The following is a 22,489-nucleotide window of genomic DNA, read 5'->3' as shown; positions in this document are numbered from 1 at the left end:
TTTCTTATTCCTACACTCCTACCCTAAAATCGGCAGCTTCACATGGCTTGGATATGCCTCCGAGTGGTAAATCTTCTGCGTCACCACGACTGGTTGCGGATCCTCATATGGATTCAAGCCCGTATTCGTGTTCGGGAATGCGATCATCTTACTCGACGACGTCACCGTGAACCGTAGACGGTGTCCGCGTGGGAAGGTGTGTGCGATATTTTGGATAAATATCGTGTACTTCTCCACCTGCCCCGGCGTCAGCAGCTCCGGCGCATCCAGCCCATTGCGATACTTCGCACGCACAATGTAGTTGGACAGCTTGATGGAGTTCCCCTGCGGGTCCACATCACTTAAGGTCACGACCCAGTCCGTGTCCACGCCTGTGCTCGACGCGTAGAGCTCACAAGACAGCTCACCTGCCACGGTCACAGCCTCAGCAAGCACCTCGCTCGTGTACACGAGAATGTCACTGCGCAGCTCATGCCGGCGCATGTTCTCCGGCTCGCGCTCGCCGCTGTCCGCCACAGGCTCTTCCGGATTGTACACGTACGCATCCGATTCAGCCTGTTGAGCCTGTGCCCCCAGTGTCAGCACGCCATCGCCAAGGCTGGAGTTGGCTCGCCCGCCGCTACCCAGGTACCACTTCGTCGCCGTCGCCTCGCTCGGCGTCCAATCATCCGAGGTCCGCCACTCGTTCGTGCCGACCACATAATAGCTTGCCCGTGGCTCCTGCTCGATGCCATTGGCAACGCCTTTCAAAAACCGATCAAACCAGCGCAGCACGTTCACATCGTAGTTATACACAACGGCATCGTTGCCGAAGCTGGTATCCAGTAAATCACGGGCGCGATTCGGGCCGTGCTCCCAGGGGCCGAGCCAGATTTTGCGGTTCGGCACATCGTGCTTGGTCAGCATCCGCCACGTCTCGGATACGCCGGCGCTGTCGCCATCATACCAACCCGAGATAACGAACATCGGTGCTTTCACTTGGTCCCCGCGCTCGCTATATGTGCAATTGCGCCAGAAATCATCGTACTCTGGATGCTCCGCCCAAATATCCCACGGACCTGAGGCTTTGCCGATCATTTGCTGCGGGATCTCTCGGATCGGTCTCGCAGCAACAGCCTTCTCAGGGCTGACAGTCCGCCCCCCGAAGATGTCAAAATCCGTCCGCGTCCCCACCGACTGCGCCAACGTCCAGCACAGCAAAGGCCACGAACACACGGTACCGCCCTTGCGTACCGTATCCACGAACGGCGAACCGACGTTCACTTCATTCACGACGGCCTTCAAGTTCGGATGCCCGCTAGTCGCAGCAGCGGTGACCACATATCCCAAATACGAAGCGCCCCACATGCCAACGTTACCGTCAGACCACTCCTGCGCGACGATCCAATCGATCGTATCCGAGCTGTCATCCCGCTCATAGTAGAACGGCACCAGCTCCCCTTCGGAATCCGCCCGCCCGCGAACGTCTTGGTTCACGACGGCATAGCCTTTGTTTGCCCACCGCTTAAAAAATGTCTTCCGCAAATTGCGGTCATAACAAGTACGGATCAAGATCGTAGGCAGCTTCGTACCGGGCGCTACGCCCTCCGGCAAATACACATCCGTCGCCAATCGAACGCCATCCCTCATCGGAATGAGGTCCGTTCCGAGGTCATCCACACCATACTGTGCAGCAGACAATAACGGATCTCTGTATTCCACCAGTGGAGTCACGGACTCATATCCGTCCACGACCAGCACTTCCATGCCATACCTGTTCGGCGCTACGAATGCAACAATACAGCCATCCACCGTCACGATATCCAAAGCAGTATCCTTACGCAAAGCCCATACTTGCGAAGTTACCTCTTTGCCCTCTACCTCAGCCGTGTACTGGATATGCTTCAGATACAGCTCACCATTCCCCAGCGTTACCGCATCCCCCTGCCACTCAGCTGCTGCATAATGGGACTGATTCTCCTTTATTTTGTGCAAAGGAAGAATATACCCCGCCTGCTCGGCCAACACATTCTCCTGCATCTGCGTCCGGCGACGCGGATCAACTTTGGCATGCAGAATCGCGCTCTCCGTAAAACGAATCTTACCTTCATATACACCGGCTGCATACAGCTTATAACTGCTCGTCCATCGCTCTCTCGTCATCTCCGCCATCTCCTATCCGCACACCGCTTCAAACACGCGCAGCCAGTTACCGCCTATCATTTTACGAACATCCTCATCAGAGTAACCTCTTGCCACCAAACCACGGGTAAAATTAATAAAATAACTATATTTCTCAAGCCCCTTCACCGTTTCCGTCGAGGGACCATCCCCTTTGGCAAACCCGATGCGAGGCGCAATATGCTCTTTAAAATACACCAACGACCACGCCACATCACTCATCGGCCAGTCGGTGCCAATCCCGACATGGTCCACGCCGACCAGTCGGACGAGATAATCCATATGATCGAGCACATGCTCAATCGTCGTATCCTTCGGATCCCCGTGGACGAACCACGGCATCGCAAACACGCCAATTACGCCGCCCGTTGCGGCAATAGCTTGGAATTCTTCATCGCTTTTACACCGCTTATGGTTAAAAATCGCCTCAACACCCGTATGCGAAGCAATCACAGGCGCTGTCGAAAGTCGGCATGCGTCCAGCGTCGTTTGTTTGCCGCAATGACTCGTATCTACGATGATGCCTAGTTCATTCATTTTGCTAATAAAACGCATACCGAACTTGCTCACGCCGCCATTCGCCTCTTCCATGCAGCCGGAAGCAATATAATTCTGATTGTTGTATGTAAGCTGCAGCACTCTCAGCCCAAAATTGTACATCGCCTCGAGCAGCTCCAGATTCTTGCCAAGACCATCGGTCTCTTGCGCCGTTACGATGCCCGCCTTCAAGCCGTTAGCCTTCGCTGCGCGAATCTGCTCCGCTGTCACAGCCTTCACAAGCCAATCATTCGCATCAAATTGGCGCTGAATGTCGCCCATGCTGATCAAGATTTTCTCTACGCTGGATACATCCAACTGACGGTTCCCTGCCGTGATGCCGGAGCGGTACCACTCCTCTTTGAACTCGGCGATCTCTCCGCGAGCCGCCATGTCGTGAATGATTTTGCTCGGCATCGCACTGTATGTCCATGAATCCTCTTTGTACGGCTCACACGCCTCCCGAATGCTTTCTGACACTGCATCTGGAATGGCCTTAGGGGACAGCGGTCCCTGGAACAAAAGATCAATAATAATCGAGCTCTCATGCAGCTCCCGTGCGCGTTCCTCTTGCTCTGGTGTAAGGCTGAATGGATAAAGTCCTTCTGTCGAATTCATCGATGTTCACTCCTAGAAGTCAATGTGAGTTCCTTTGTGTGTGCGAATAGCTTCCTTGTAGATATGATTTGCCGCTGCCAGATCCTCGCAGGCAAGCCCTAACGATTTGAACAGCGTGATGGACGTTTCGGAACGTCTTCCCTTTTTCGTGCCAACCAACAGCTCACCTATTTCAGCTAAAATGTGGCCCTCCCCAATCGATCCCTCCCCCAGAGGGATCAGGTAATCACCCGCTTCGTTCACAGCGGATTCCGTGCGGTCCACGAAGAGCTCTGCTCGGCGCACCAGCTCGCTATCGAGCTCGCGATCCTTCGCTCGGCAAGCGCCGACGGCGTTCACATGCGCGCCTTCCTTGATCCAGGCGCCCTGCACGATCGGCGTCGTCGATGCCGTCACCGTGCAGATGATGTCCGCTTCGGCAACAGCCGCCTGAGCGGACTCAGCGGCCTCGACCGAGACAGCCGGGTACCGGCTTGCCGTCTCGGCTCGGAGCTTTTCGGCATGGGCCGGGTTCGGCCCCCATACCGTGATCTTCGTGATCGGGCGCACGAGCAGCATCGCCTCGATATGTGTACGAGCTTGCTCGCCCGTGCCGATCAACGCAAGGGTCGCAGCCTCGGGCTTAGCAAGCAACTTCGTTGCTGCTGCGCTGACTGCGGCCGTGCGGATGGCCGTGATACGGGTGCCATCGACAATCGCCTCCAATTGACCATTGGTCGAATTGAACAGTGAAACAAAGCCTTGATGCGAAGGATAGCCTTTTCCGTGATTTCCTGGGAACACAGTAATCACCTTCGCGCCCACTTTCTCATCCCGCTTCAAGTACGTCGGCATCAGCCCCATCACATTGCCGCCCTCCAGCGGAACAACGGATCTTAGTGCTTGTACAGCATGGCCATTCGTCAAATCGGCTAGCACAGCTTCCATCATTTCGATGCAGGCTGGCATCGCAAGCAGCTCCGCCACCTCGGTTGACTTAATCACTAGCATAAGGGATCACCTGCTTCTATGTCGTTTTTTCTATTATAACAAACTCGGAAGGCATGGGGGAATTTCGGGAAAGCTAAGTTGGAAGCTTGATCGCCATTTGCTCCCCACCAATGGTTTTTAGTGATTGAAACTATAATTTAAACGTTTTAATACTGGTCGAAACGGTCAAAATCCTGTAAGATTCATTATAGAAATTGCGACACACCTAGGAGGCTATGACAGATGAATGTACATTTCGAAGGGGACTTAACCTCCCTGCTGCCTGGTATTCAGCTTTTATCGAAGGAGCTTGGCCTTAGCGAGGCCGCAGGCGGTCTAGTAATCCATGTAGAGCCATCTTCGGATGGTTTAGAGGTTAGTCTAGAGGAAGGACATGCCTATATCCGGTATGAAAAAAAGCATCAATTCTACCGTGGACTCGGTCTGCTCGTGCAGCATGGCCGCAGTGGAACGCCTTTTCACATCCGAGAAAAGCAGCAGTTCGATACGATAGGACCGATGTTTGATCTTTCCCGCAATGCGGTGTTGACGCTGGATAGCTTCAAATTCATGCTGAACAAGATGGCCTTAATGGGGCTGAACACGGTCATGCTGTATTTGGAGGATACCTACGAAATCAGCGGTGAGCCCTACTTCGGCTATATGCGCGGGCGCTATTCACAAGCGGAGCTGAAAGAAATTGACGACTATGCAGACCAATTCGGCATTGAGGCGTTCCCTAGCATCCAAACACTAGCCCATCTGGAGGAGTTCCTTAAGTGGGAGCCCGTGAAACATTACAAGGATACGAAAGGCGCCCTTCTTGTTGGTGAAGAGAAGACGGACCGACTCGTTGAACATATGATCGATGCGATCAGCGCTCCATTCCGCAGCCGCAAAATCCATATCGGTATGGATGAGGCTGAAGAGCTTGGACGCGGGAAATATTTGGACAAGAACGGGTATGTAAGCCGTTTTGACATTATGACGGATCATTTAGATAGGGTGCTAAAGGTTGTACGGAGCCGCGGGTTGAAGCCGATGATGTGGAGCGATATGTTCTTAAAGCTGGCTTCGAATGGCGGCGATGAGTACTATGATGCGCAGACACAAATCCCGGAAGAAATGGCGAGCCGCATTCCCAAGGATGTGGATATGGTTTACTGGGACTACGTTCACACTGAACGTGAGGACTATGAGAACCTGATCGCGAAGCATCGTCCGCTCGGTTGTAATCTCGTTTTTGCCGGGGCGGTGTGGGTATTTAACACGTTCGGTGTGAACTACGGATTGTCATTAAATGCGACGGATACAGCCCTGCAAGTGTGTAAAAAGGAAGGTATTCGCGAAGTTTATGCCACGATGTGGGGGGATGACGGGATGGAGAGCAACCCGTTCATTGCTTTGCTTGGCTTGCAGTTGTATGCAGAGCATGCCTATTCCGTGGATAAGCCCGACTGGGCTCAAGTGGCTGAGCGCGTGAAGTTCTGTACAGGCATTGAGGCAGACGCTTATTTGCAGCTCAAATATTTGGATGAAACGCCTGGATCGGAGCCAGACAATCGGAAGCAAAGTAACCCTTCGAAGTTTCTGTTGTACCAAGATGTGCTGCTAGGGATGTTTGATAAGCAGATTGAAGGTCTTGCCATGTCAGCTCATTATGCGCAGCTGGAGAAGGACATTGCGAGCCGCCGCGTCGGTAGCGCCGAGCTGGATTATTTATTCGACGTGCCGGAGAAGCTGTGTCGGGTTCTGAAGATGAAAAGCGAGATCGGCATCGAGCTAAAGCGCGCATACGACGCGCAGGACAAAGATGCGCTGCGCAGGATCGCCGCGGATGTGCTGCCGGCCATCTCCGATGCCGTGCGCGAGCTGCGCGCTGCACATCGTACCCAATGGCTGCGCATGTACAAGCCATTCGGCTGGGAAGTCATCGACATCCGCTATGGCGGTGTCGTGAGCCGCTTGGATACCGCTTCAGTGCGACTGCTTGATTACGCCGATGGTCGAATCATGCGCATCGAGGAGTTGGAGCAGGAGCGTTTGCTCTACAGCACTACGAATCGCTTCACCAATAAAGGCGTAGGCTGGTGCAGCTACTATTACCGGATGGCTTCGCCAAACGTATTCTTCCATGTGTTGAATCCTTTTTAATCCGTATGAGCCCTCGATCTTTCCAGTAGGAAAGGTTGAGGGCTCATTTTGGTTGCGGGGAATAAGCAAGGCTAGTTTGCTTATTCTTTCAGTTTTTACGGCATCTTGCGTGATATGACCACCGTGATTGCTTATGATTCGCACAATCTAGCCTGCTAGTCGAATTTGCGAGCAATAAGCAAGCCTAGCTAGCTTATTCAACTCCTTGAGGTTACTTTCAGACGATTAAGCACCTGTCGTTGTCTTATCACCTCCAAGATCGCGGCCGATCCATCCTTGCCTCTCCCTTTAACAACTAGCGACTCGCATACAAGAATGATCGATCCCAAATTAACGGCTGAGCCGCCCTTCAAAGACAGGAGAGTCCTTGAAGTTGAAAAAAGAGCACCCTGAGGGCGCTCCTTGAGACGATCTAACCGATCGTATTGATCGTAGTGAGCTCGCTAGCACTCACCTTACGGTACTTCATAAAGCTGCCGATCCGCCACACGCAAATGTAAATGTACGCCATCACCATGGTCAAAATGGTGAATTCCGTGTAATCCAAACTTTTGAAATACTGCGAAAGAATAACGCGAATCGCAATAACGGCGATAATGACGTACTTGAAGTTAGCATTTGGCTTCGAATACACGAGACCATCTTCTCGCTTCTCATAGCCTGTATGGTACAGCATGATACTTCCCAGAACTACGCCGAGCAAGCCTGCACAGAGCATTTCCCAAATGGCTGGGACGTGAAAAGGATGATCTGGAATATTTCTCAACGAGCTTATACTAAGACCAAACACAATAAGAAGCAGGAAAACTGGGATCAGCATCCCTCTTCCTTTATTGCGAATCGGCTTGCCTCTCCCTCGCGTTCTTAACCAAATAACTAAAACGATAACGACAGCACCGATTCCATAACCGATGAGTGTTTGGGCATTCATGAATAATTGCTCCTTTCGAAGACTAGTGTGTGATAGTCAAGTTCTTCCTATTCATTTCAAAGCGAACCGAGACCAAGCAAAGCCTGCTTGACTCGACATTTTTTATCATAACGGAAACGCAAGATCAATCATACCGTCTCCAGTAAGAATTTAACTCCGTCTATAGACGTATTTACACTCGCTCAACGTGAAAAAAGCACCCCGCAGGGTGCTTCTCTTATAAGTTAGTGCGTTCGAGATTGCGCTCTATTTAGGATTGGAACATCTGTTTCACTAACTCTTTATTCCGCTTTTTAAATACTTGATTGTGCGAGGACACCATCGCAATTTTGTCAGCCGCAGGTTGTACGTGCAGCTTGGCTTTATTCACTGCATTCGCCGCATCTTGAAATGCTCCCGCGATCAAATGCACTTTGCCCGCATGGTGTAAAATATCACCGGCTGCATAAAGCCCAGGTACCGAAGACTCGCTGTTCGCATTGCCCGCAATATAGTAATTCTCAGCAATTTCGATCTCTATGTCGCTATTCTCGAGCAACGTCGTGTCGCGATCATAGCCATGATTGATGATGACTTCGTCCACCTCTAAGAACGACACTTCACCCGTCTCATGATTCGTTAGCTCAACGCGCTCAATGGAAGCATCCTCTCCCGCTGCAAAAAGCTTCGTAATCGAAGTGTTCAAATGGCACACTACGGAACTGTTTTGAAGCTGCTTCACTTGGGCTTCGTGCCCAGACATCTGCTCTTTGCGGTAGCTTAGGATCACTTGCTTCGCAACAGGCTCCAGCTCATTCGCCCAGTCTACGGCCGAGTTCCCGCCACCGGAGATAACGACGGTCTTGTTCTTGAAGTGTTCCAATGACTTCACAGTGTAGTTCAAATTCGATACTTCATAGCGCTCAGCGCCTTCGATTTCAAGCTTCTTCGGATTGAGAATACCGGAGCCTACGGCGACAATGACGGTTTTGCTATAGTGAAGCTTGCCCGACGTTGTGCGGAGAACGAAGATATCGTCTTCGTTTTTACTCATCCCCTCAACCTTCTCGTTGAGCACAACCTCTGGGTTGAACGTGAGGCCTTGCTCTACAAGCTGCGTGATCAGCTTCGCACCAGGAGTCGGCGTGATGCCGCCTACGTCCCAGATCATTTTTTCAGGATACACATGTATTTTACCGCCTAGCTGCGGTTGGAATTCAATAATTTTGGTCTTCATTTCACGAAGTCCACTATAGAAAGCCGAGTAAAGACCTGCCGGGCCTCCACCAATAACAGTCACATCAAACAATTCATTCTGCTCCATGCCCGATTCACTCCTTGCTCTATGTATTGCGATTGAGAATCATTCTTAATGAATGATACTCTGTTTCGATCATTTTTTCAACTTATAAAATAGTCATTGACAATGATTAATAGGGTGCAGTATGGTTATTCTCGGCAATAATGATAATCGTTATCATTGAGACGGAGTTATTTATTCAGCAGAGAAGATCACATTGGACTGCAATTGCAGCCTTTCCTCCGTGGTTCCTTCATGATTTCATAGGTAAATAAATTAATTAAATAAATCGGCCTGCAGGAGGTATTCTTACTTAGAATGCCTCCTCCTTCCTATTTATCAACAAGAAAGGAAAGATGAGTGACCTATGTCAAAAGAACATGGACGACCTATCCCCTTCGGGTATAAATTAATCGCTGGCATTATTGTTTTTATTGCTATGTTCATCGTTTCCATGGTACTTGGTGCCGCAAATACTTCCTTGCGTGATGTTTGGCTAGCGCTTTCTTCTCATGCCACCGGGGAAAAAATTTCGATCATTCGAGAAATCCGTTTCCCTCGTGAGGTTGCGGGGATTCTTGTAGGTGCTGCGTTAGCTGTTTCTGGAGCTATTATGCAAGGGCTAACCCGAAATCCATTGGCTGACCCTGGCTTACTCGGACTAACCGCTGGAGCAAATGCTGCACTTGCTTGTACGATCGCCTTGATTCCAGGGACGAATTACTTTGGCCTGATGATCGCTTGTTTTATTGGAGCTGCGGTTGGCGCAGGGATGGTTTTCGGAATCGGCGCATTGCGCCAAGGCGGCTTCTCGCCGCTGCGTATCGTACTTGCTGGTGCTGCTGTATCCGCATTTCTGTATGCTGTCTCTGAAGGTGTCGGTCTCTTCTTCAAAATTTCGAAAGATGTCTCGATGTGGACAGCTGGAGGTTTAATCGGCACAACATGGGGTCAGATTGGGTCCATTGGGCCTGTAATCATTGTAGGGACCATCATCGCGCTCATCCTCTCCAAACAGTTGACGATCCTAAGTCTTAGCGAAGAAGTAGCCGTTGGTCTTGGACAGCGAACCTGGCTCGTTAAAGTCATTCTCTTCGCTGTTATCGTTCTGCTGGCAGGAGCTTCTGTAGCACTAGTCGGAAATATGGCCTTCATCGGGCTTTTGGTGCCTCATATCGTTCGCGCCATCGTCGGCACGGATTATCGCTACATCCTGCCGATGTCAGCAATTTTTGGCGGTGCCTTTATGATGTTTGCAGATCTGCTTGCACGCATCATCAACTCGCCCTACGAAACACCTGTGATCGCGATCGTGGCTATGTTAGGCTTACCTTTCTTCCTCTTCATTGAACGCAAGGGGAGGCATGCCTTCTCATGATGTCTCTTTCAGTTGTCAAAAAGCAACGTATGCTCGTCGTCGGTATCAGTGCACTTATCCTTCTTACGATCATGATTAGCATGGGGATTGGCTATGCCTCTTTATCCTATGACAGATTACTTCCTACGCTGCTCGGTAACGGAACGTTCAAGGAACACTTCGTTCTATTTTCCGTACGTTTACCGCGCATTATCATAACCCTTTTAGCGGGCATGGCGCTGGCTTTATCGGGTTCGATTCTACAAGGCGTTACCCGCAATGATTTGGCTGATCCTGGTATTATTGGTATCAACTCTGGGGCTGGCGTTGCTATTGCTATTGTCTTCTTATATATCCCGATTAAAGTGGGATCGTTCGTATATGCCATTCCGCTAGTTGCCTTTCTAGGCGCAATTATCACAGCTGTCTTGATTTATGTACTCGCCTACAGCCGCAGAGTAGGTCTGCAGCCTGTGCGATTAGTCTTGATCGGCGTCGGATTCTCCACAGCACTATCCGGGATCATGATTGTCCTTATTTCTTCAGCTGAGCGGTCCAAAGTCGATTTCATCTCCAAATGGCTCGCAGGGTCCATCTGGGGAGCGGATTGGCCTTTCATCTGGGCGATCCTTCCTTGGCTGGTTGTACTCATCCCATTCACACTCTACAAGGCACACCGATTAAATATCCTAGGACTGAACGAAGATACCTCCATTGGCCTTGGTATTTCACTGGGTAAAGAACGTATCGTGCTCATGTTAACAGCCGTCGCACTTGCTGCTTCTGCTGTATCCGTCACCGGCGGCATTTCCTTCATCGGGTTGATGGCGCCTCATATCGCCAAAAGGCTTGTCGGTCCAAGGAACCAGCTCTTTATTCCGATCGCGATTCTGTTAGGCGGTTGGCTCTTACTACTGGCCGACACCGTCGGACGCAACATCGTGGATCCCGATGGGATTGCAGCGGGAATCATGGTCGCCTTGATCGGCGGGCCTTATTTCATGTATTTACTTTTGAAGAAGGCCTAGATAATGAAGAGGAGCGTAAGTACGCTATTTTGCTTAAAAGGCAGGATTGGGCTGGCTGGTGCTTATGCACTCCAAGTAGCAGTCGATGCCAAAAAAGGAGCTAAGCGCAAAACCGCTTGCTACATGGCAAAAGACCTCTGCCAGCGCCATTCCCATCGTAAAAGACGTTGTTGTGACTGGGGTCACGATCACGAACGCGGGTGCCGGTTATTCGTCCACGCCAACGGTTACGATCACAGGTCCAACTGGCACGAAAACGGCCAAAGCCGTGGTGACGTATACGCAGGATTTTAAAACCAATGGAAGTATTTCTTCGATTACACTCGATTGAATTTTTCCCAACGCGCGCGGATCCTGGGTGCACGTTGGGGCGCCGACGCATGGCGGCGGTCAAACCCCTGTAAGGAGCCTACCCACGGATACTCGGGGGTGGCTCCTTTTTCGCATCAGCATTTCCCACAACTGGAATCATTCATCCGCTTACCTGCCTTGTCTCCATACGAAGATTGGTAGTATGATAAGGAGATACTTTATTTAACCAGAGGTAAATTACAAAATGAAGATCAGAGATTGGGACATTAATTTAAAAATCCGCCTTGGCGGGGAAACCGCTTTCAACGTTATTTTTTGGACTTTCTTTCCGTTTTTATCGATCTATTTTGCGAACTCGTTTGGCAAAGGCTGGACAGGGATTCTACTGATTTTGTCGCAGACACTATCGGTTTTTGGGAACTTGCTCGGTGGGTACAGTGCCGATCGGTTTGGACGCAAACGCATGATGATTATCGCTGCTTTGGGACAGGCTCTCGGGTACGGGATTTTCGCATTGGCCGCTTCACCGTTGATTTCTATGCCGGTGTTGAGCTTCATTGGCTTCAGCTTTGCAAGTTTTTCAGGCTCCTTGTACTGGCCGTCCAGTCAAGCTATGGTGGCGGACGTCGTGGATGAGGAGCATCGGTCCAGTGTCTTCGCCATCTTCTATACGGCCGCGAACATGGCTGTCGTAGTTGGTCCGCTGCTTGGCTCCCTTCTGTACGAGGACAATCCGTACCTCGTGCTAGCCGTGGCTGCAGTGGTTTGTGTATTGCTCGCGCTCATGATGGCGCGAAAGTTGCACGAAACGCTGCCTAAACAGTTGGCAGACCGCCATCGCTTGCAAGGTGATGAGCCTTGGTATCATGCCATCGCCGTGCAGTTGCGCGACTATCGGATTATTGCAACGGACCGCGTCTTCCTGCTGTTCGTCATCGCGGGCGTTCTGCTTTCGCAGACGTTCATGCAGTTGGATTTGCTTTTTCCTGTCTTTTTGAAGGAAACGATGCCGTTGACGACGATATTCTCCTACAGTAACTGGGACCTTCAGCTAACGGGCAAACAATTATTTGGCTTGATCGTGTCCGAAAATGGCCTGTTCGTCGCCATTTTCACCGTCATCGTGACCAAATGGATGCTCGCCTACCGTGATCGCTATGTGTTCATCGGCGGGGCGCTTTTCTATGCGCTCGGCATGGTGATGTTCTGCCAAATGTCCTCCTTCTGGGGATTAACCATCGCCATCGCTGTCTTCACATTAGCTGAGCTAATGTCCGCTGGCCCCCAGCAAGCATTCGTGTCTCGACTCGCTCCCGACCATATCCGAGGTCAGTATTTCGCCGCTTCCAGCTTGCGTTATACACTCGGACGTACGATAGCGCCGCTCTCCATCCCGATCAGCTCGTGGATCGGTTTTACGTGGACGTTCATCTTGTTGGCGGCGCTTGCTGTATTGTCGGCGGTCATCTACAACATGATGTTCAATCAGTATGATCGGCAGACTGCTTTGTAGGTTTAGGTGGGGATTACGTGATCGAGGAACGGAATAAAAGAGTAAAAGCACCCGTTGGGTGCTTTTTTGCTAGATGAACGGCTTGTGGGCATGATAAGCTACTGTTATAGTGCTAAATGTTGATTCTGAAATCTCAAACTCCAAACCTCAAACACCCACTCACACGTTCCATCCTTATAATAACTGGAAATCATGTAGCTAATTCCAGCCAATTCTTCTCCAAATTCATTTTAACTGGAAAACAGGTAGCTAATTTCTCCCCATCTTCCCGTTTCGGCAAAAATGGCTGAATATAGCTGTAGGAAATCCAGTTATTCATCGGAAACTGCCTGAATATCGAAAATCACCTACAAGAAATCCATCTAAACTAAAAAACACGCCGAAGCGATGACCACAGCGTGCTTTTTATGCTAATTTGCCATTTACTACCTGCTATCTGATCTCTACTATTTGCTATTTACATTTGCTATCTGCTATTCACTTTTCCCGCTAATACATGCAAATTGTAATGGATGCACGGGTGTGAGTCACCTCCCCTACAACTTCCTCTACACCCTACCTCTTCTCACAAGCTACCCCATCGCCGTCTCCATCCAGCTTCGCGCTGTAGCCTGGCTCGCCCCTTCGGATATTGTACGCGCCTGCCGCATTAGCCTCCTTACAGGAGTTGTAGGTCACGGATGCTCCCGAATGCGCAGCAGCGCTTGGTTTCGGTGTAGTTGTTGCAGATGGTTGTGACGAAGCAGTCGTCTTCGGTGCAGCCGTTGGTGACGAATTCATCGACTGCGTTGGGCTTCCTTTTACCACACCCTCATGAAACCCATCCTCTTGCGCATAATTCTCCACGCTCCAGATGTTTAAGGCTTTCTGCTGTGCCGTCTTCTGTATCTCGCGGAACTGATCGACATATTTCACATTCGGCGGGTAGACATACGCCACTCTGGCATAGCCATTTTCGAGCAGCAGCTCGTTAAACATCTGATCGCCGATGTATAAGTAGCACAGCAATCTGGCGTATTTATCCCGCTCCGACACATCCAATTCCAGCTGAACATCCTTGCCTGTAAGCATCGTTTTCGCATAGTTGGACGCGTCCAACGCGAAAGGCTGCACCGGCTTCTCGGGTGCCACGCTTTCTGGCGTATCTACAAGAAGTAAACGAATCGTCTCTTCCTTCAATTTACCCGCTTCGGTAAAGGATACCTTCATCGTATCACCGTCGACGACCCGGACAACTTTAGCGTCAATGCGATGAGTCGCTGCCGGTTTAACTGTCGCTTTGGCTGACGTGTTAGCAGATACGGCGGCGGAAGGTGACGCTTCAGCAGTAACCGCTGGTGTGGGTGCACTAACCGCCACATCAACGCTCGATGATGAACATGCAGACGTCACGAGCATGAGCGCAGCGCAGATGCCTGCACTGCTAATTTTCATCGTTAACCGCTTTCGAGTCGCCAAATAGTCCAACCTGCTTACCTGTATGATTGCGTTTACCATTGTGCTGTACCTCCATATGCTGACTGTGTAATTGGTATTCGAAATCTGTCTTACCTTTATATGGACGGGACCGTACCATCCGTCACTTATTAAAGGCATGTGTCTCTTTTACTTCACGAGCCCTCGCCACTAAGTTGCAAAGATTAGCGATCGTGTTCCTTGTATATGCATTTCATTCATTATAATCGAGATCAGACGGTTCCGCCCACAATCGATTTCCTTATTTGCATATGTCATGCTCCGACCTCTTCCCCCACAGATCCAATTCATACGAGCCTCCTTACGCATCCGAAATCCATAAGCACCCCTAATTAGCTTAGTCCATCTACCATCGTACCCCTTTTAGAGGTAAGCCCTTAGCAAGTGCTTATTCATTGATCAACATGCTACTTCTGGTGTATTTGCCGTTAATACGCCCACCCACCTTGCTTATTGCCCGTTTTCACGGCGCTAGTAGACAATTAAGCAACCTCTGTGGGCTTATTCCCCCAGAACGCTTTCAACGTTTTCGATTCACGAATCGTCTGCCTTCTCTTCTATTGAAAAAAGCACCCACAAGGGTGCTTTCTTCAACAAATCAGCATGTAGCTGCTTCACATTTTTAACGAAGTCATTCGAAAGGGTCGATGCTGTTCATTCGGTTTCACTATGGCGTACCGCCACGAAAAGACAGCGCCAGATCCAGTACATGCCCCGCTTCATCATACGAAGCAATATCCGTCTTCCCATTGCCGTCAAAATCAGCAACAGCGCCTTGTCGACCTATTCCATGTGCCCAAGGTCCGAACTCATTATCAAGCGGCTCGAAGCGGTTCTTCCCCTTATTTTCAAAAACACGCCACTCCCCCGACGCTGCGGTATACGCGATTAAATCACTCAAGCCGTCACCATTCGGATCGCCAACGAGCAGTTGATCTCCACTACCCATGGCTAAACCATGAATCACCTGCGGATTCCCAAACCGGTCATTACCCTGATGATACATAACGGATACTTGCTGATCCTTCTGCGAGACACAAACGATATCGTCTTCCGTTGGGTCCTGTAATTGGGCAGTAAACAGTTCGGCGTCATCCGGCAGCGACAGTTCCGATTCTGTATAAGCCAGCGGCTGGCTCAGCTGTCGGACTTGTACGAGCCCCTTCTCCCCTTTAGCGATTAGGCCCAATCCCTCCGTAGATCGCAGCGCTCGTAAGGAGCTGAGCCCCGTCGGTAAAGTGCCGATCGCTTTCACGGGCAGGAATTGTTGCTTATCGGCTAAAGCCACTCGCACGTTCCCTGTTTCGGCGTTATAGGCTAGCAGATCTTGTTTGCCATCTCGATTGACATCAATGAGCAACAGCTGGTCATCGCGATCAAAAGTCTCCCTTAACCATACCTGTGAAGCTTCTTGCTGCCGATTCCTTGGTGTCGCATAGTCGCCAGGTATGACTAGCATGCGATGCATCTGACGAATGACCACATCCGCATGTCCTCGACCTGTGACATCACCGAGCAGCACATTGGGCAGTTTCGTTCCAGGTGGCAGCGTAACCCGATGCGCAGGGGTAAAAGGAACGATATCGTAGAGTGACGACCAGCGGTAGTCCAGCTTTTTGAAACCCGTAATCAGCTTATGCAAATAGGACCCTGTCTCTCCATCTTTGTACCGGTAGACCGGCATGCCGTCTCTCTGTTCTGGATTGCCATCTGCGCCAACCACGGGCTCCAGGTGCTTAAATTCCAAGAACGGATGAAAGTAAAAGGAAGCCAGCCCATCATCCGTCGCTGCTTTTTCCAGCATTTGATCAACCGAATTGGCATCGCTTACATAGCGGTACGGGGCAGGAATATAGACTGAACCCAGACTGTCTTGTCCGAACGTATTGATCGTATCGTAGGTGCTGATATCGTCTCGTGCACTTTTGTTATAGAGATCGGGTTGATACATGAGTCCTACGAAAGAACGGAACACCCCTTGCTGCTCACGGGTATCTTGGTAGTGGGGGGACTCCCAGAATGCAGGGTGCAAATTAGCCCTAGCAAAAGCCGCGAGGCTCTCTTTCATCCGCTCCGCCGCGTAGGAAATTTCCTGTGTTTCTGGCGCCCCTTTGATATTAAACTCGGAACCGGTTCCTGAATTCTGCTCGCCATCTGTACGATACGTCTCACCATATTGGTGGCGGTATCCATGCATTCCTAATAAACCACCATGGCGCTCTGCCTGCTGAAGCAGTGTGATAAACCCGCTTACGACCTCGTCTGGATTCGGATCATCGATCCCTTTCTCCTTCCAAACGCCGTCCGCTTGCAGACTCATCCTTCTTGGAATCACAGCGACATGAAACGGCACATGCTCAGACTCCACATATTCCATCACCGCGCGCAATTTACCGAGACCTTCGAGCGTATTGTAATCCCCGCCAAGCCCGACATCTTCCAGTCGGATCATGACGTGACGTTTATCCACATTAGGAGAGACATTCGTCTCTGTATTCGTCGGGATATAAGCGGCCAGCGCAACAGCTGCGATCACACCACCAACGATGCCTATTCCGATTTGCTGCCACAATTTACGTTTCACGCTAGATGTCTCCCCCAATTATGCAAAACGTGGACCTTACCCGTTTATTCGACATTTTTCTCTAAATTATATATGAATCTACCATTGGTTACTATACATGTTTCAAGAGAGCATGCAATGACTTACGCCTCCATACTATTTCTGCTTCTAGGCGCGATTTCCCTACTGTAAAGGGGATATATGAGTAAATCATTTTGAACAAGACGGAGGTAGCATTGCTATTGCCTGTTTCAAATTTGGAGATCTAGGTTAATTGTAAATGTGATCTTTACTTTGTGATAATATCCCAATGACATAGACACCGTACAATGAAGATATCTTATTGTGATGGAGGCATCCTACAATGACAGCAAAAATAGGTTTGGTCGTTTTCTGCATATTTTCCCTATCGGTTTTAGGTGTTGCCGCAAAAGAAAGTCAACCAGAGAAACCTACCGCGAAGTTCGAAGCGGATTCTATTGTTCGTCCTTACTCTCCTGAACTTTACAAGTCAACTGCACAATTCGAATATGAGTTTGAATGGCAAAATGGCAAGATCCTCGCGAATCCGTAAGTGGATCGCTCTCGTATACATATGAAAAAAAGCACCCCGAGGGGTGCTTTTTTATTACGCTTCTAGCTCTATTCTTATTCAGATAACTTACAAATGACTTAACGTATTACCTATCAAATAATACAACTTACCATTGGCATAAAAGAAATATTTGGCCCCAGTAAGGGATAGGGATTGCAGCTTCTGATAAGTATGAGCATCATACAGCCCATTTTTACCTACTAGTGTGTTGCCATCAGGGCTTACCGCATAAATCGGTTCTGGCATTACCTTGACGGTCTCAGACAAATTATTCTTATTCAAAATATGATCCTTTGCAATAACTAAGTCCCGATTCTCTAATAGTAACATCGGTGTATCTAGTGGGTCTCTATCAAGCTCATCGGGATAACGAACCTGAGAACGGTCCACTTGCGTGAAAGGCATGGATCCGATCGACACTTTATATACATCTGAATTGCCTAAACCTGCACTCCACCCATATTGAAACCAATAATATAACTGGGTATTATCACTCGAGAACGCAATATCCCCTATCGAGTTTATTTCTGTTCCATAATCTACTTTAGCAAACGTAGAGGCATTAAAGACTAACAACCTCGGTGCCCACTCCCCCGTCACGACATAGAGATAATTACCCTTTTGATAGATTTGACCGTGAGCAGCATCGCTAGTATCGGGCGGAGTTTGATAATTCAGCTGCCTTAGCTCTTGTAAGTTGCTTAAACTGATTTCCGTCACCAAGACATTCGCATCGTTATTACGAATATATAGTTTAGATCCATCTTCCGACAGGGTTAGCTCCGATGGCTTATGCGAAAGCGATATTGTCTGCTCAACTGCATTCGTCCCCAGATTCACAACATATAACTTATGGAACGCTTCATCCAATGCATAAGCCTTCTGCCTAGCCGTATCATAGACGATATCGGACACGATACCATGCAAATAAATATCTGGGTGTTGGACTGGGGGAATTATTTGGATTGCATCTTTTTTAATAAGTTCAATGGCATAATTATTTCTAATCAGAGATACGGATATAAGCTGATCTGGGCTGTTATATAGAAACTGGGATGAACCATCGAGCCTGTAAGTACCGTACTTTTCGAAATCATCGTATTGATAGGCATTTACGGAGCCGTAAGAAGCCGTGTAAAACCTTCGGTTATTCAATTCAAACGCAATATCCGAGAATCCCCCATCTAGACTGTAGACATACTTCATATCATCTGAACGGTTCTCATTGGCGCTAAACACGGTTCCTGCTCCATTAAAGAGATACTGACCATCTGGAGAAATTCTCAGATTCGTACTCATACTATAATCCCCATGATAAGGCGAATCATAGCCAGCAGGTGTAAACATCCCGTTCGAAACGTTAAATACTTCCATGTCTCTAGGGTATAAATCTGTTGTAATGGCATAAATGCGATCTAATGCAGGGTGCATATCAATATAGCTCGCTTGTCGTATGCCAGTACTACTAACCTCTTGGAATGTAATAGGACTATATGATTTAATTTGTGTCCATTGCCCTGATCCTGAGGATACATAGATATAGCCGGAACGATCAACCGCAATATCAAATGGATCTATGTTCACATCAAACGTACGATCGAGAGTGAATGTCGATGCATCCACAATAGCAATCGCACCCTTTTGCACATCATCTGATGTATCAGAGGTGTGCCCGCCCTTTAACAAGGATACATAAATCTTACCATTTGCAAATGTTAAGCTTTCAGGTGGTAACGGCAACGATAAGGATGTTTTAACTCCTGTCTCATAGTTCACTGCATATAGCTTAGCATTTTGCTTATCTGTCAAATAAACAATCGGTAAGCTGGGATGCTGCACCGAGCCAGCAACTTGGAAATCTAATGCAATATGATCATTGAAGTTGGTTCTTGCCGTTACAACATCACTTATGTCTGATGCTACTTCCCAAGCATCTCCGCCCATGGCAGCTACCACATAATAAGATCTTGTTGTACCTGGTAACAAGTTGCCCTCTTCGTAGCTAGTTGAGGTTAGTTTCAAGTCATTACCTAGCGCATCCTTTACAGGAACGAATTCATCCGAATAGGCACCGCAAACGTATACTTTATAATAATCTGCCCGAGCTACAGGAGACCAATTTAAGCTAATGCTTGTATCTGAAGTTGTTGTTATACGAATACCACTAGGTGTTGCAAGTGGCCTGTTAACCATGCCCGTATAGACCCACTTCAACCCATCCCACTTCGCGGTCAACATCACCTTATCTGGATAAAATAGCCGCATTACATCATTGGCCACAAGTGGTTTCAAACTAGTTGCTGGGACAGACGAATCTACATACGTATTGTTAATTACGGCCAGAACCTTCTCCGAACCACTATAGTAAACCTTCCCGTACACGGACCCGTTCACCGTCTCCGTACCTATCATCAGTGTTTGAATACGATTAAGTGGGTGGTTCGAATCTATAGCTGTATACATCTCAAACGGAATAGGGCTTCCCTGAATCGTGTATTTGCCAATACGCTCGGAAGAATTCACATATTTCGCCTCGTAAACAGAACTGGTAACATTGCCTTGTAATGACCACTCCGACGTAGAAAAATCACCGGTATTGTAGTACTTTGCAAGTAGTGTATCCCCCACAACAATTACAGCATTCGCTGCAAGTGAAGTTGCAGTACCCGAATTTATTGTAATCATAACTGACACAATGCTTCCCGAACTTATATCAACAATGGAGAAAACATATACCCCCGGATTTAGCGTGTACTGAGGATTTCTTACTAGCGTCAATGTGCTCCATTCCTTATTGTCTACCGTTGCGGTGCCCAAAACAGGACTTTGTCCATTTCGTTTTACGTCGACAGCACTATTCGAGCTAAATACCGCGAAATTACTAGAAGTTATTTCAGATTCTCCCTTCCAATGAAACAAAATGGAGAAGTCTTCGAAATTAGAATCCACCGTTAGCGCCTTATTCTCTGGATTGTAGATTCCACCTACCTTAAAAGAAAAAACAAATGGGGTGCCTGGCGAAGTTGCTGGAATCTCGCTTTTCGATACCTTCAAATTTTTGGTAACAGACAGATTGTCTCCGTAAAAAGCGTACAGATCCAGGGTATCATTTTCGGCTAATGAACTATAATAATTAACAATCGCAGATCCTTGATCTGGATGCGTGTTCGCGCCATTAGGCTCTAAAGGACTGAACGAAACCTTTACCTCATTCCCATACCGCGGTGTCGCATCCTCCCCGTATTGATTCATCAGCTTGTACTTAACTTTAATGGAATTAGGTGTCCGCTCGTCCCAAATGGCAGAATCAAGTACATAGGCTAAACTAATCACTTGTTCATCTTTAATCTCAACATTTTGCGAAAGCGTTCCGAACCCGCCTGTTTTGCTCGATGCAACCACAAGCGTATACGTCCCCGCTGTAAACGCTGCACTCATACTAACCGTTGCACGTTTATGATCGGAGGAATATTGCACACCCGCGATTGTATTTCCCGCTTGCGGCATACGAATCGTAATCGTTGTAGTTGCAGGGTCCACTGCACCCGAGAAGCTGACCCCTAGCGTCTTATAGCCACTCGCTGATACAGTCATTGTGATATTCTCTGGCGTTGGCACAGACGTTACAAATCCCCCTCCACCTCCACCACCAGCAACCGGCGCCGTAGACGGCTTATCATTCACCATAGTTGGCATTTTCTCAAAAGTCGTTGCTTCTGCTCCCTCGTTAACACTTGCCTTCTCAATTGTTCCTTGTCCAATCACATGAATCACGGTGTACACGATAAGCTGCTTCACGGTACCTTTTTCCCCAAGGGAAAATTCGTTACCTGTAGCCTCTTTCGCAACGCCGAGTTCTACAATGGAACCCTTTAACAATTGGAACTTCGTCCCCTTAGAGGCAACTTGTACATTGTCAAAATCCCCGTCGAGCTTAACCTCGGCTCCATGCCCTAATTGAGAACCCAGGATGATACCCGTAAATCCCGGACCACTAGCCCGATCTTCCTGAATCGTAACAGACGATCGTACATCCACTGTTTGCACCGAGGTTGTGCCTGTTGCGACAATTCTCACCGCGCCATTTTTCTTATCAACGATAACCGAGATCAACGCACTATTTTCAAAATGAATGCTATTCGCTCCGCCGCCCTTTACCGTTGTCTGCCCTTGCACCGTTACGTTCTGTAACGTAACATCACCTTCGCCAATGCCCTCTCCAAGCACTAGATCCCCATATATGGTCATATTCCGAAGTGTTACGCCCTTTTGGTTAATGCTCACATCCTGATATACCGTTTTCTTACCCTGTTCGGGACCATACACGCCTGCTGTTGCATAAACGATTGGACCCTTCTGTCTCATAAAATTAGCCGCACGATCCAGCGTAACTACTGCTTCTGCACGTGTAACTGTACGCGTCGGCGCAAACGTACCATCCTCATAACCGTCCATGATCTGCTGAGCGGCTACCGCTGCAATATCTTTTTTACTCCATTTTGGGATCTCCGCGGCGTCGACGAAAGCAGATACATCCTCCTTGTCCGTCTCCAACCCCAGTAAGTCGGTAATGACAACAGCTAATTCCTGACGAGTTAATACCCCATCCGGTCGAATGGTCTCGTCCTCATAGCCTTGGATATAGCCTGCTTCTGCTGCCGCTGTAAGAGGTCCATACTGCCAGGCATCACTTGCCAGATCTTTGAACGGTTTCCCCTCTTTGGCATCAGTAATATTAAACTTACGATTAATCAGCGAAGCTGCCTCTGCGCGCGTGATCACGTTATTCGGTCTAAATGACCCGTCATCATATCCTTTAATGAGGCCTTCTTTCAACCATTTTGTAATGACTGGCGCTGCCCAATGGTTGTCGGTGTCTGTTACAGTCGCTGCGCTAGCCATTGGAATCAGACTGGAAAGCAACGCACCAACCAAGACCAGGCTTGTAAAGCTCTTCCGAATAAATCTATTCACCTTCTGTTTAACCTCCTTGAATT

General features: G+C 48.8%; 14 protein-coding genes. 6 read left to right on the top strand and 8 right to left on the bottom strand.

Features of this window, described 5'->3' with window-relative positions:
- Positions 1 to 18: 18 nt before the first annotated feature.
- The 3 genes from A8709_RS06325 to A8709_RS06315 are packed head-to-tail and all read right to left on the bottom strand — an operon-like array spanning position 19 to position 4,305.
- Positions 19 to 2,142, bottom strand: coding sequence for a CocE/NonD family hydrolase (locus A8709_RS06325; protein WP_167357015.1), 2,124 nt, complete (start codon positions 2,140 to 2,142; stop codon positions 19 to 21).
- 12 nt (positions 2,143 to 2,154) lie between these two features.
- Entirely contained in the window at positions 2,155 to 3,315 is a 1,161-nt protein-coding gene (locus A8709_RS06320) for a dipeptidase (protein WP_065851346.1), read from the bottom strand.
- Positions 3,316 to 3,327: 12 nt separating this feature from the next.
- Positions 3,328 to 4,305, bottom strand: a complete 978-nt coding sequence (locus A8709_RS06315; RefSeq protein WP_065851345.1) for an ornithine cyclodeaminase family protein — start codon at positions 4,303 to 4,305, stop codon at positions 3,328 to 3,330.
- 222 nt (positions 4,306 to 4,527) lie between these two features.
- On the opposite strand from A8709_RS06315, the gene A8709_RS06310 reads away from it, so the two are divergent.
- A complete protein-coding gene (locus A8709_RS06310) occupies positions 4,528 to 6,438 on the top strand; it encodes a family 20 glycosylhydrolase (RefSeq protein WP_065851344.1) in 1,911 nt (636 codons plus the stop codon).
- Between the two features lie 412 nt (positions 6,439 to 6,850).
- Here the strand turns inward: A8709_RS06310 and A8709_RS06305 are convergent, their stop codons facing one another.
- Positions 6,851 to 7,369 carry a CcdC protein domain-containing protein gene (locus A8709_RS06305; RefSeq protein ID WP_065851343.1) on the bottom strand — a complete coding sequence of 173 codons (519 nt, stop codon included), beginning with the start codon at positions 7,367 to 7,369 and terminating at the stop codon, positions 6,851 to 6,853.
- Positions 7,370 to 7,619: 250 nt separating this feature from the next.
- Entirely contained in the window at positions 7,620 to 8,672 is a 1,053-nt protein-coding gene (locus tag A8709_RS06300; protein ID WP_065851342.1) for an NAD(P)/FAD-dependent oxidoreductase, read from the bottom strand.
- A 343-nt stretch (positions 8,673 to 9,015) separates the two neighbouring features.
- Here A8709_RS06300 and A8709_RS06295 point away from each other — a divergent pair, with 343 nt between their 5' ends.
- The 4 genes from A8709_RS06295 to A8709_RS06280 all read left to right on the top strand — a co-directional run bounded on the left by A8709_RS06295 (position 9,016) and on the right by A8709_RS06280 (position 12,858).
- Entirely contained in the window at positions 9,016 to 10,026 is a 1,011-nt protein-coding gene (locus A8709_RS06295; RefSeq protein ID WP_065851341.1) for a FecCD family ABC transporter permease, read from the top strand.
- Positions 10,026 to 11,033, top strand: a complete 1,008-nt coding sequence (locus tag A8709_RS06290) for a FecCD family ABC transporter permease (protein ID WP_425262310.1) — start codon at positions 10,026 to 10,028, stop codon at positions 11,031 to 11,033. Before A8709_RS06295 ends, A8709_RS06290 begins: the two co-directional genes overlap by 1 nt.
- Before the next feature lie 85 nt (positions 11,034 to 11,118).
- Positions 11,119 to 11,364 carry a hypothetical protein gene (locus tag A8709_RS06285; protein ID WP_065851339.1) on the top strand — a complete coding sequence of 82 codons (246 nt, stop codon included), beginning with the start codon at positions 11,119 to 11,121 and terminating at the stop codon, positions 11,362 to 11,364.
- Between the two features lie 225 nt (positions 11,365 to 11,589).
- Entirely contained in the window at positions 11,590 to 12,858 is a 1,269-nt protein-coding gene (locus A8709_RS06280) for an MDR family MFS transporter (protein WP_065851338.1), read from the top strand.
- Positions 12,859 to 13,413: 555 nt separating this feature from the next.
- Here the strand turns inward: A8709_RS06280 and A8709_RS06275 are convergent.
- Positions 13,414 to 14,355: a thermonuclease family protein gene (locus A8709_RS06275; protein ID WP_065851337.1), complete on the bottom strand. Its 942-nt coding sequence runs from the start codon at positions 14,353 to 14,355 to the stop codon at positions 13,414 to 13,416.
- A 646-nt stretch (positions 14,356 to 15,001) separates the two neighbouring features.
- Complete coding sequence (locus tag A8709_RS06270) at positions 15,002 to 16,918, bottom strand: DUF2334 domain-containing protein (protein ID WP_065851336.1); 1,917 nt, start codon at positions 16,916 to 16,918, stop codon at positions 15,002 to 15,004.
- Between the two features lie 343 nt (positions 16,919 to 17,261).
- Between A8709_RS06270 and A8709_RS06265 the strand changes: the two genes are divergently transcribed.
- Positions 17,262 to 17,471, top strand: coding sequence for a hypothetical protein (locus A8709_RS06265; RefSeq protein ID WP_065851335.1), 210 nt, complete (start codon positions 17,262 to 17,264; stop codon positions 17,469 to 17,471).
- An 87-nt stretch (positions 17,472 to 17,558) separates the two neighbouring features.
- On the opposite strand, the gene A8709_RS06260 is transcribed toward A8709_RS06265, so the two are convergent.
- Positions 17,559 to 22,466 carry an S-layer homology domain-containing protein gene (locus tag A8709_RS06260; protein ID WP_065851334.1) on the bottom strand — a complete coding sequence of 1,636 codons (4,908 nt, stop codon included), beginning with the start codon at positions 22,464 to 22,466 and terminating at the stop codon, positions 17,559 to 17,561.
- Positions 22,467 to 22,489 lie beyond the last annotated feature (23 nt).

Source organism: Paenibacillus pectinilyticus, from assembly GCF_001700435.1.
In the GTDB taxonomy this organism is placed as follows: Bacteria; Bacillota; Bacilli; order Paenibacillales; family NBRC-103111; genus Paenibacillus_E; species Paenibacillus_E pectinilyticus.
This window is presented reverse-complemented; position numbering and strand designations above follow the sequence as displayed.

What these genes read in the sequence shown, in the direction of transcription:
- A8709_RS06325 (WP_167357015.1), bottom strand. Translation starts at nt 2,142, where the DNA reads ATGACGAGAGAGCGATGGACGAGCAGTTATAAGCTGTATGCAGCCGGT.
- A8709_RS06320 (WP_065851346.1), bottom strand. Translation starts at nt 3,315, where the DNA reads ATGAATTCGACAGAAGGACTTTATCCATTCAGCCTTACACCAGAGCAA.
- A8709_RS06315 (WP_065851345.1), bottom strand. Translation starts at nt 4,305, where the DNA reads ATGCTAGTGATTAAGTCAACCGAGGTGGCGGAGCTGCTTGCGATGCCA.
- A8709_RS06310 (WP_065851344.1), top strand. Translation starts at nt 4,528, where the DNA reads ATGAATGTACATTTCGAAGGGGACTTAACCTCCCTGCTGCCTGGTATT.
- A8709_RS06305 (WP_065851343.1), bottom strand. Translation starts at nt 7,369, where the DNA reads ATGAATGCCCAAACACTCATCGGTTATGGAATCGGTGCTGTCGTTATC.
- A8709_RS06300 (WP_065851342.1), bottom strand. Translation starts at nt 8,672, where the DNA reads ATGGAGCAGAATGAATTGTTTGATGTGACTGTTATTGGTGGAGGCCCG.
- A8709_RS06295 (WP_065851341.1), top strand. Translation starts at nt 9,016, where the DNA reads ATGTCAAAAGAACATGGACGACCTATCCCCTTCGGGTATAAATTAATC.
- A8709_RS06290 (WP_425262310.1), top strand. Translation starts at nt 10,026, where the DNA reads ATGTCTCTTTCAGTTGTCAAAAAGCAACGTATGCTCGTCGTCGGTATC.
- A8709_RS06285 (WP_065851339.1), top strand. Translation starts at nt 11,119, where the DNA reads ATGCCAAAAAAGGAGCTAAGCGCAAAACCGCTTGCTACATGGCAAAAG.
- A8709_RS06280 (WP_065851338.1), top strand. Translation starts at nt 11,590, where the DNA reads ATGAAGATCAGAGATTGGGACATTAATTTAAAAATCCGCCTTGGCGGG.
- A8709_RS06275 (WP_065851337.1), bottom strand. Translation starts at nt 14,355, where the DNA reads ATGGTAAACGCAATCATACAGGTAAGCAGGTTGGACTATTTGGCGACT.
- A8709_RS06265 (WP_065851335.1), top strand. Translation starts at nt 17,262, where the DNA reads ATGACAGCAAAAATAGGTTTGGTCGTTTTCTGCATATTTTCCCTATCG.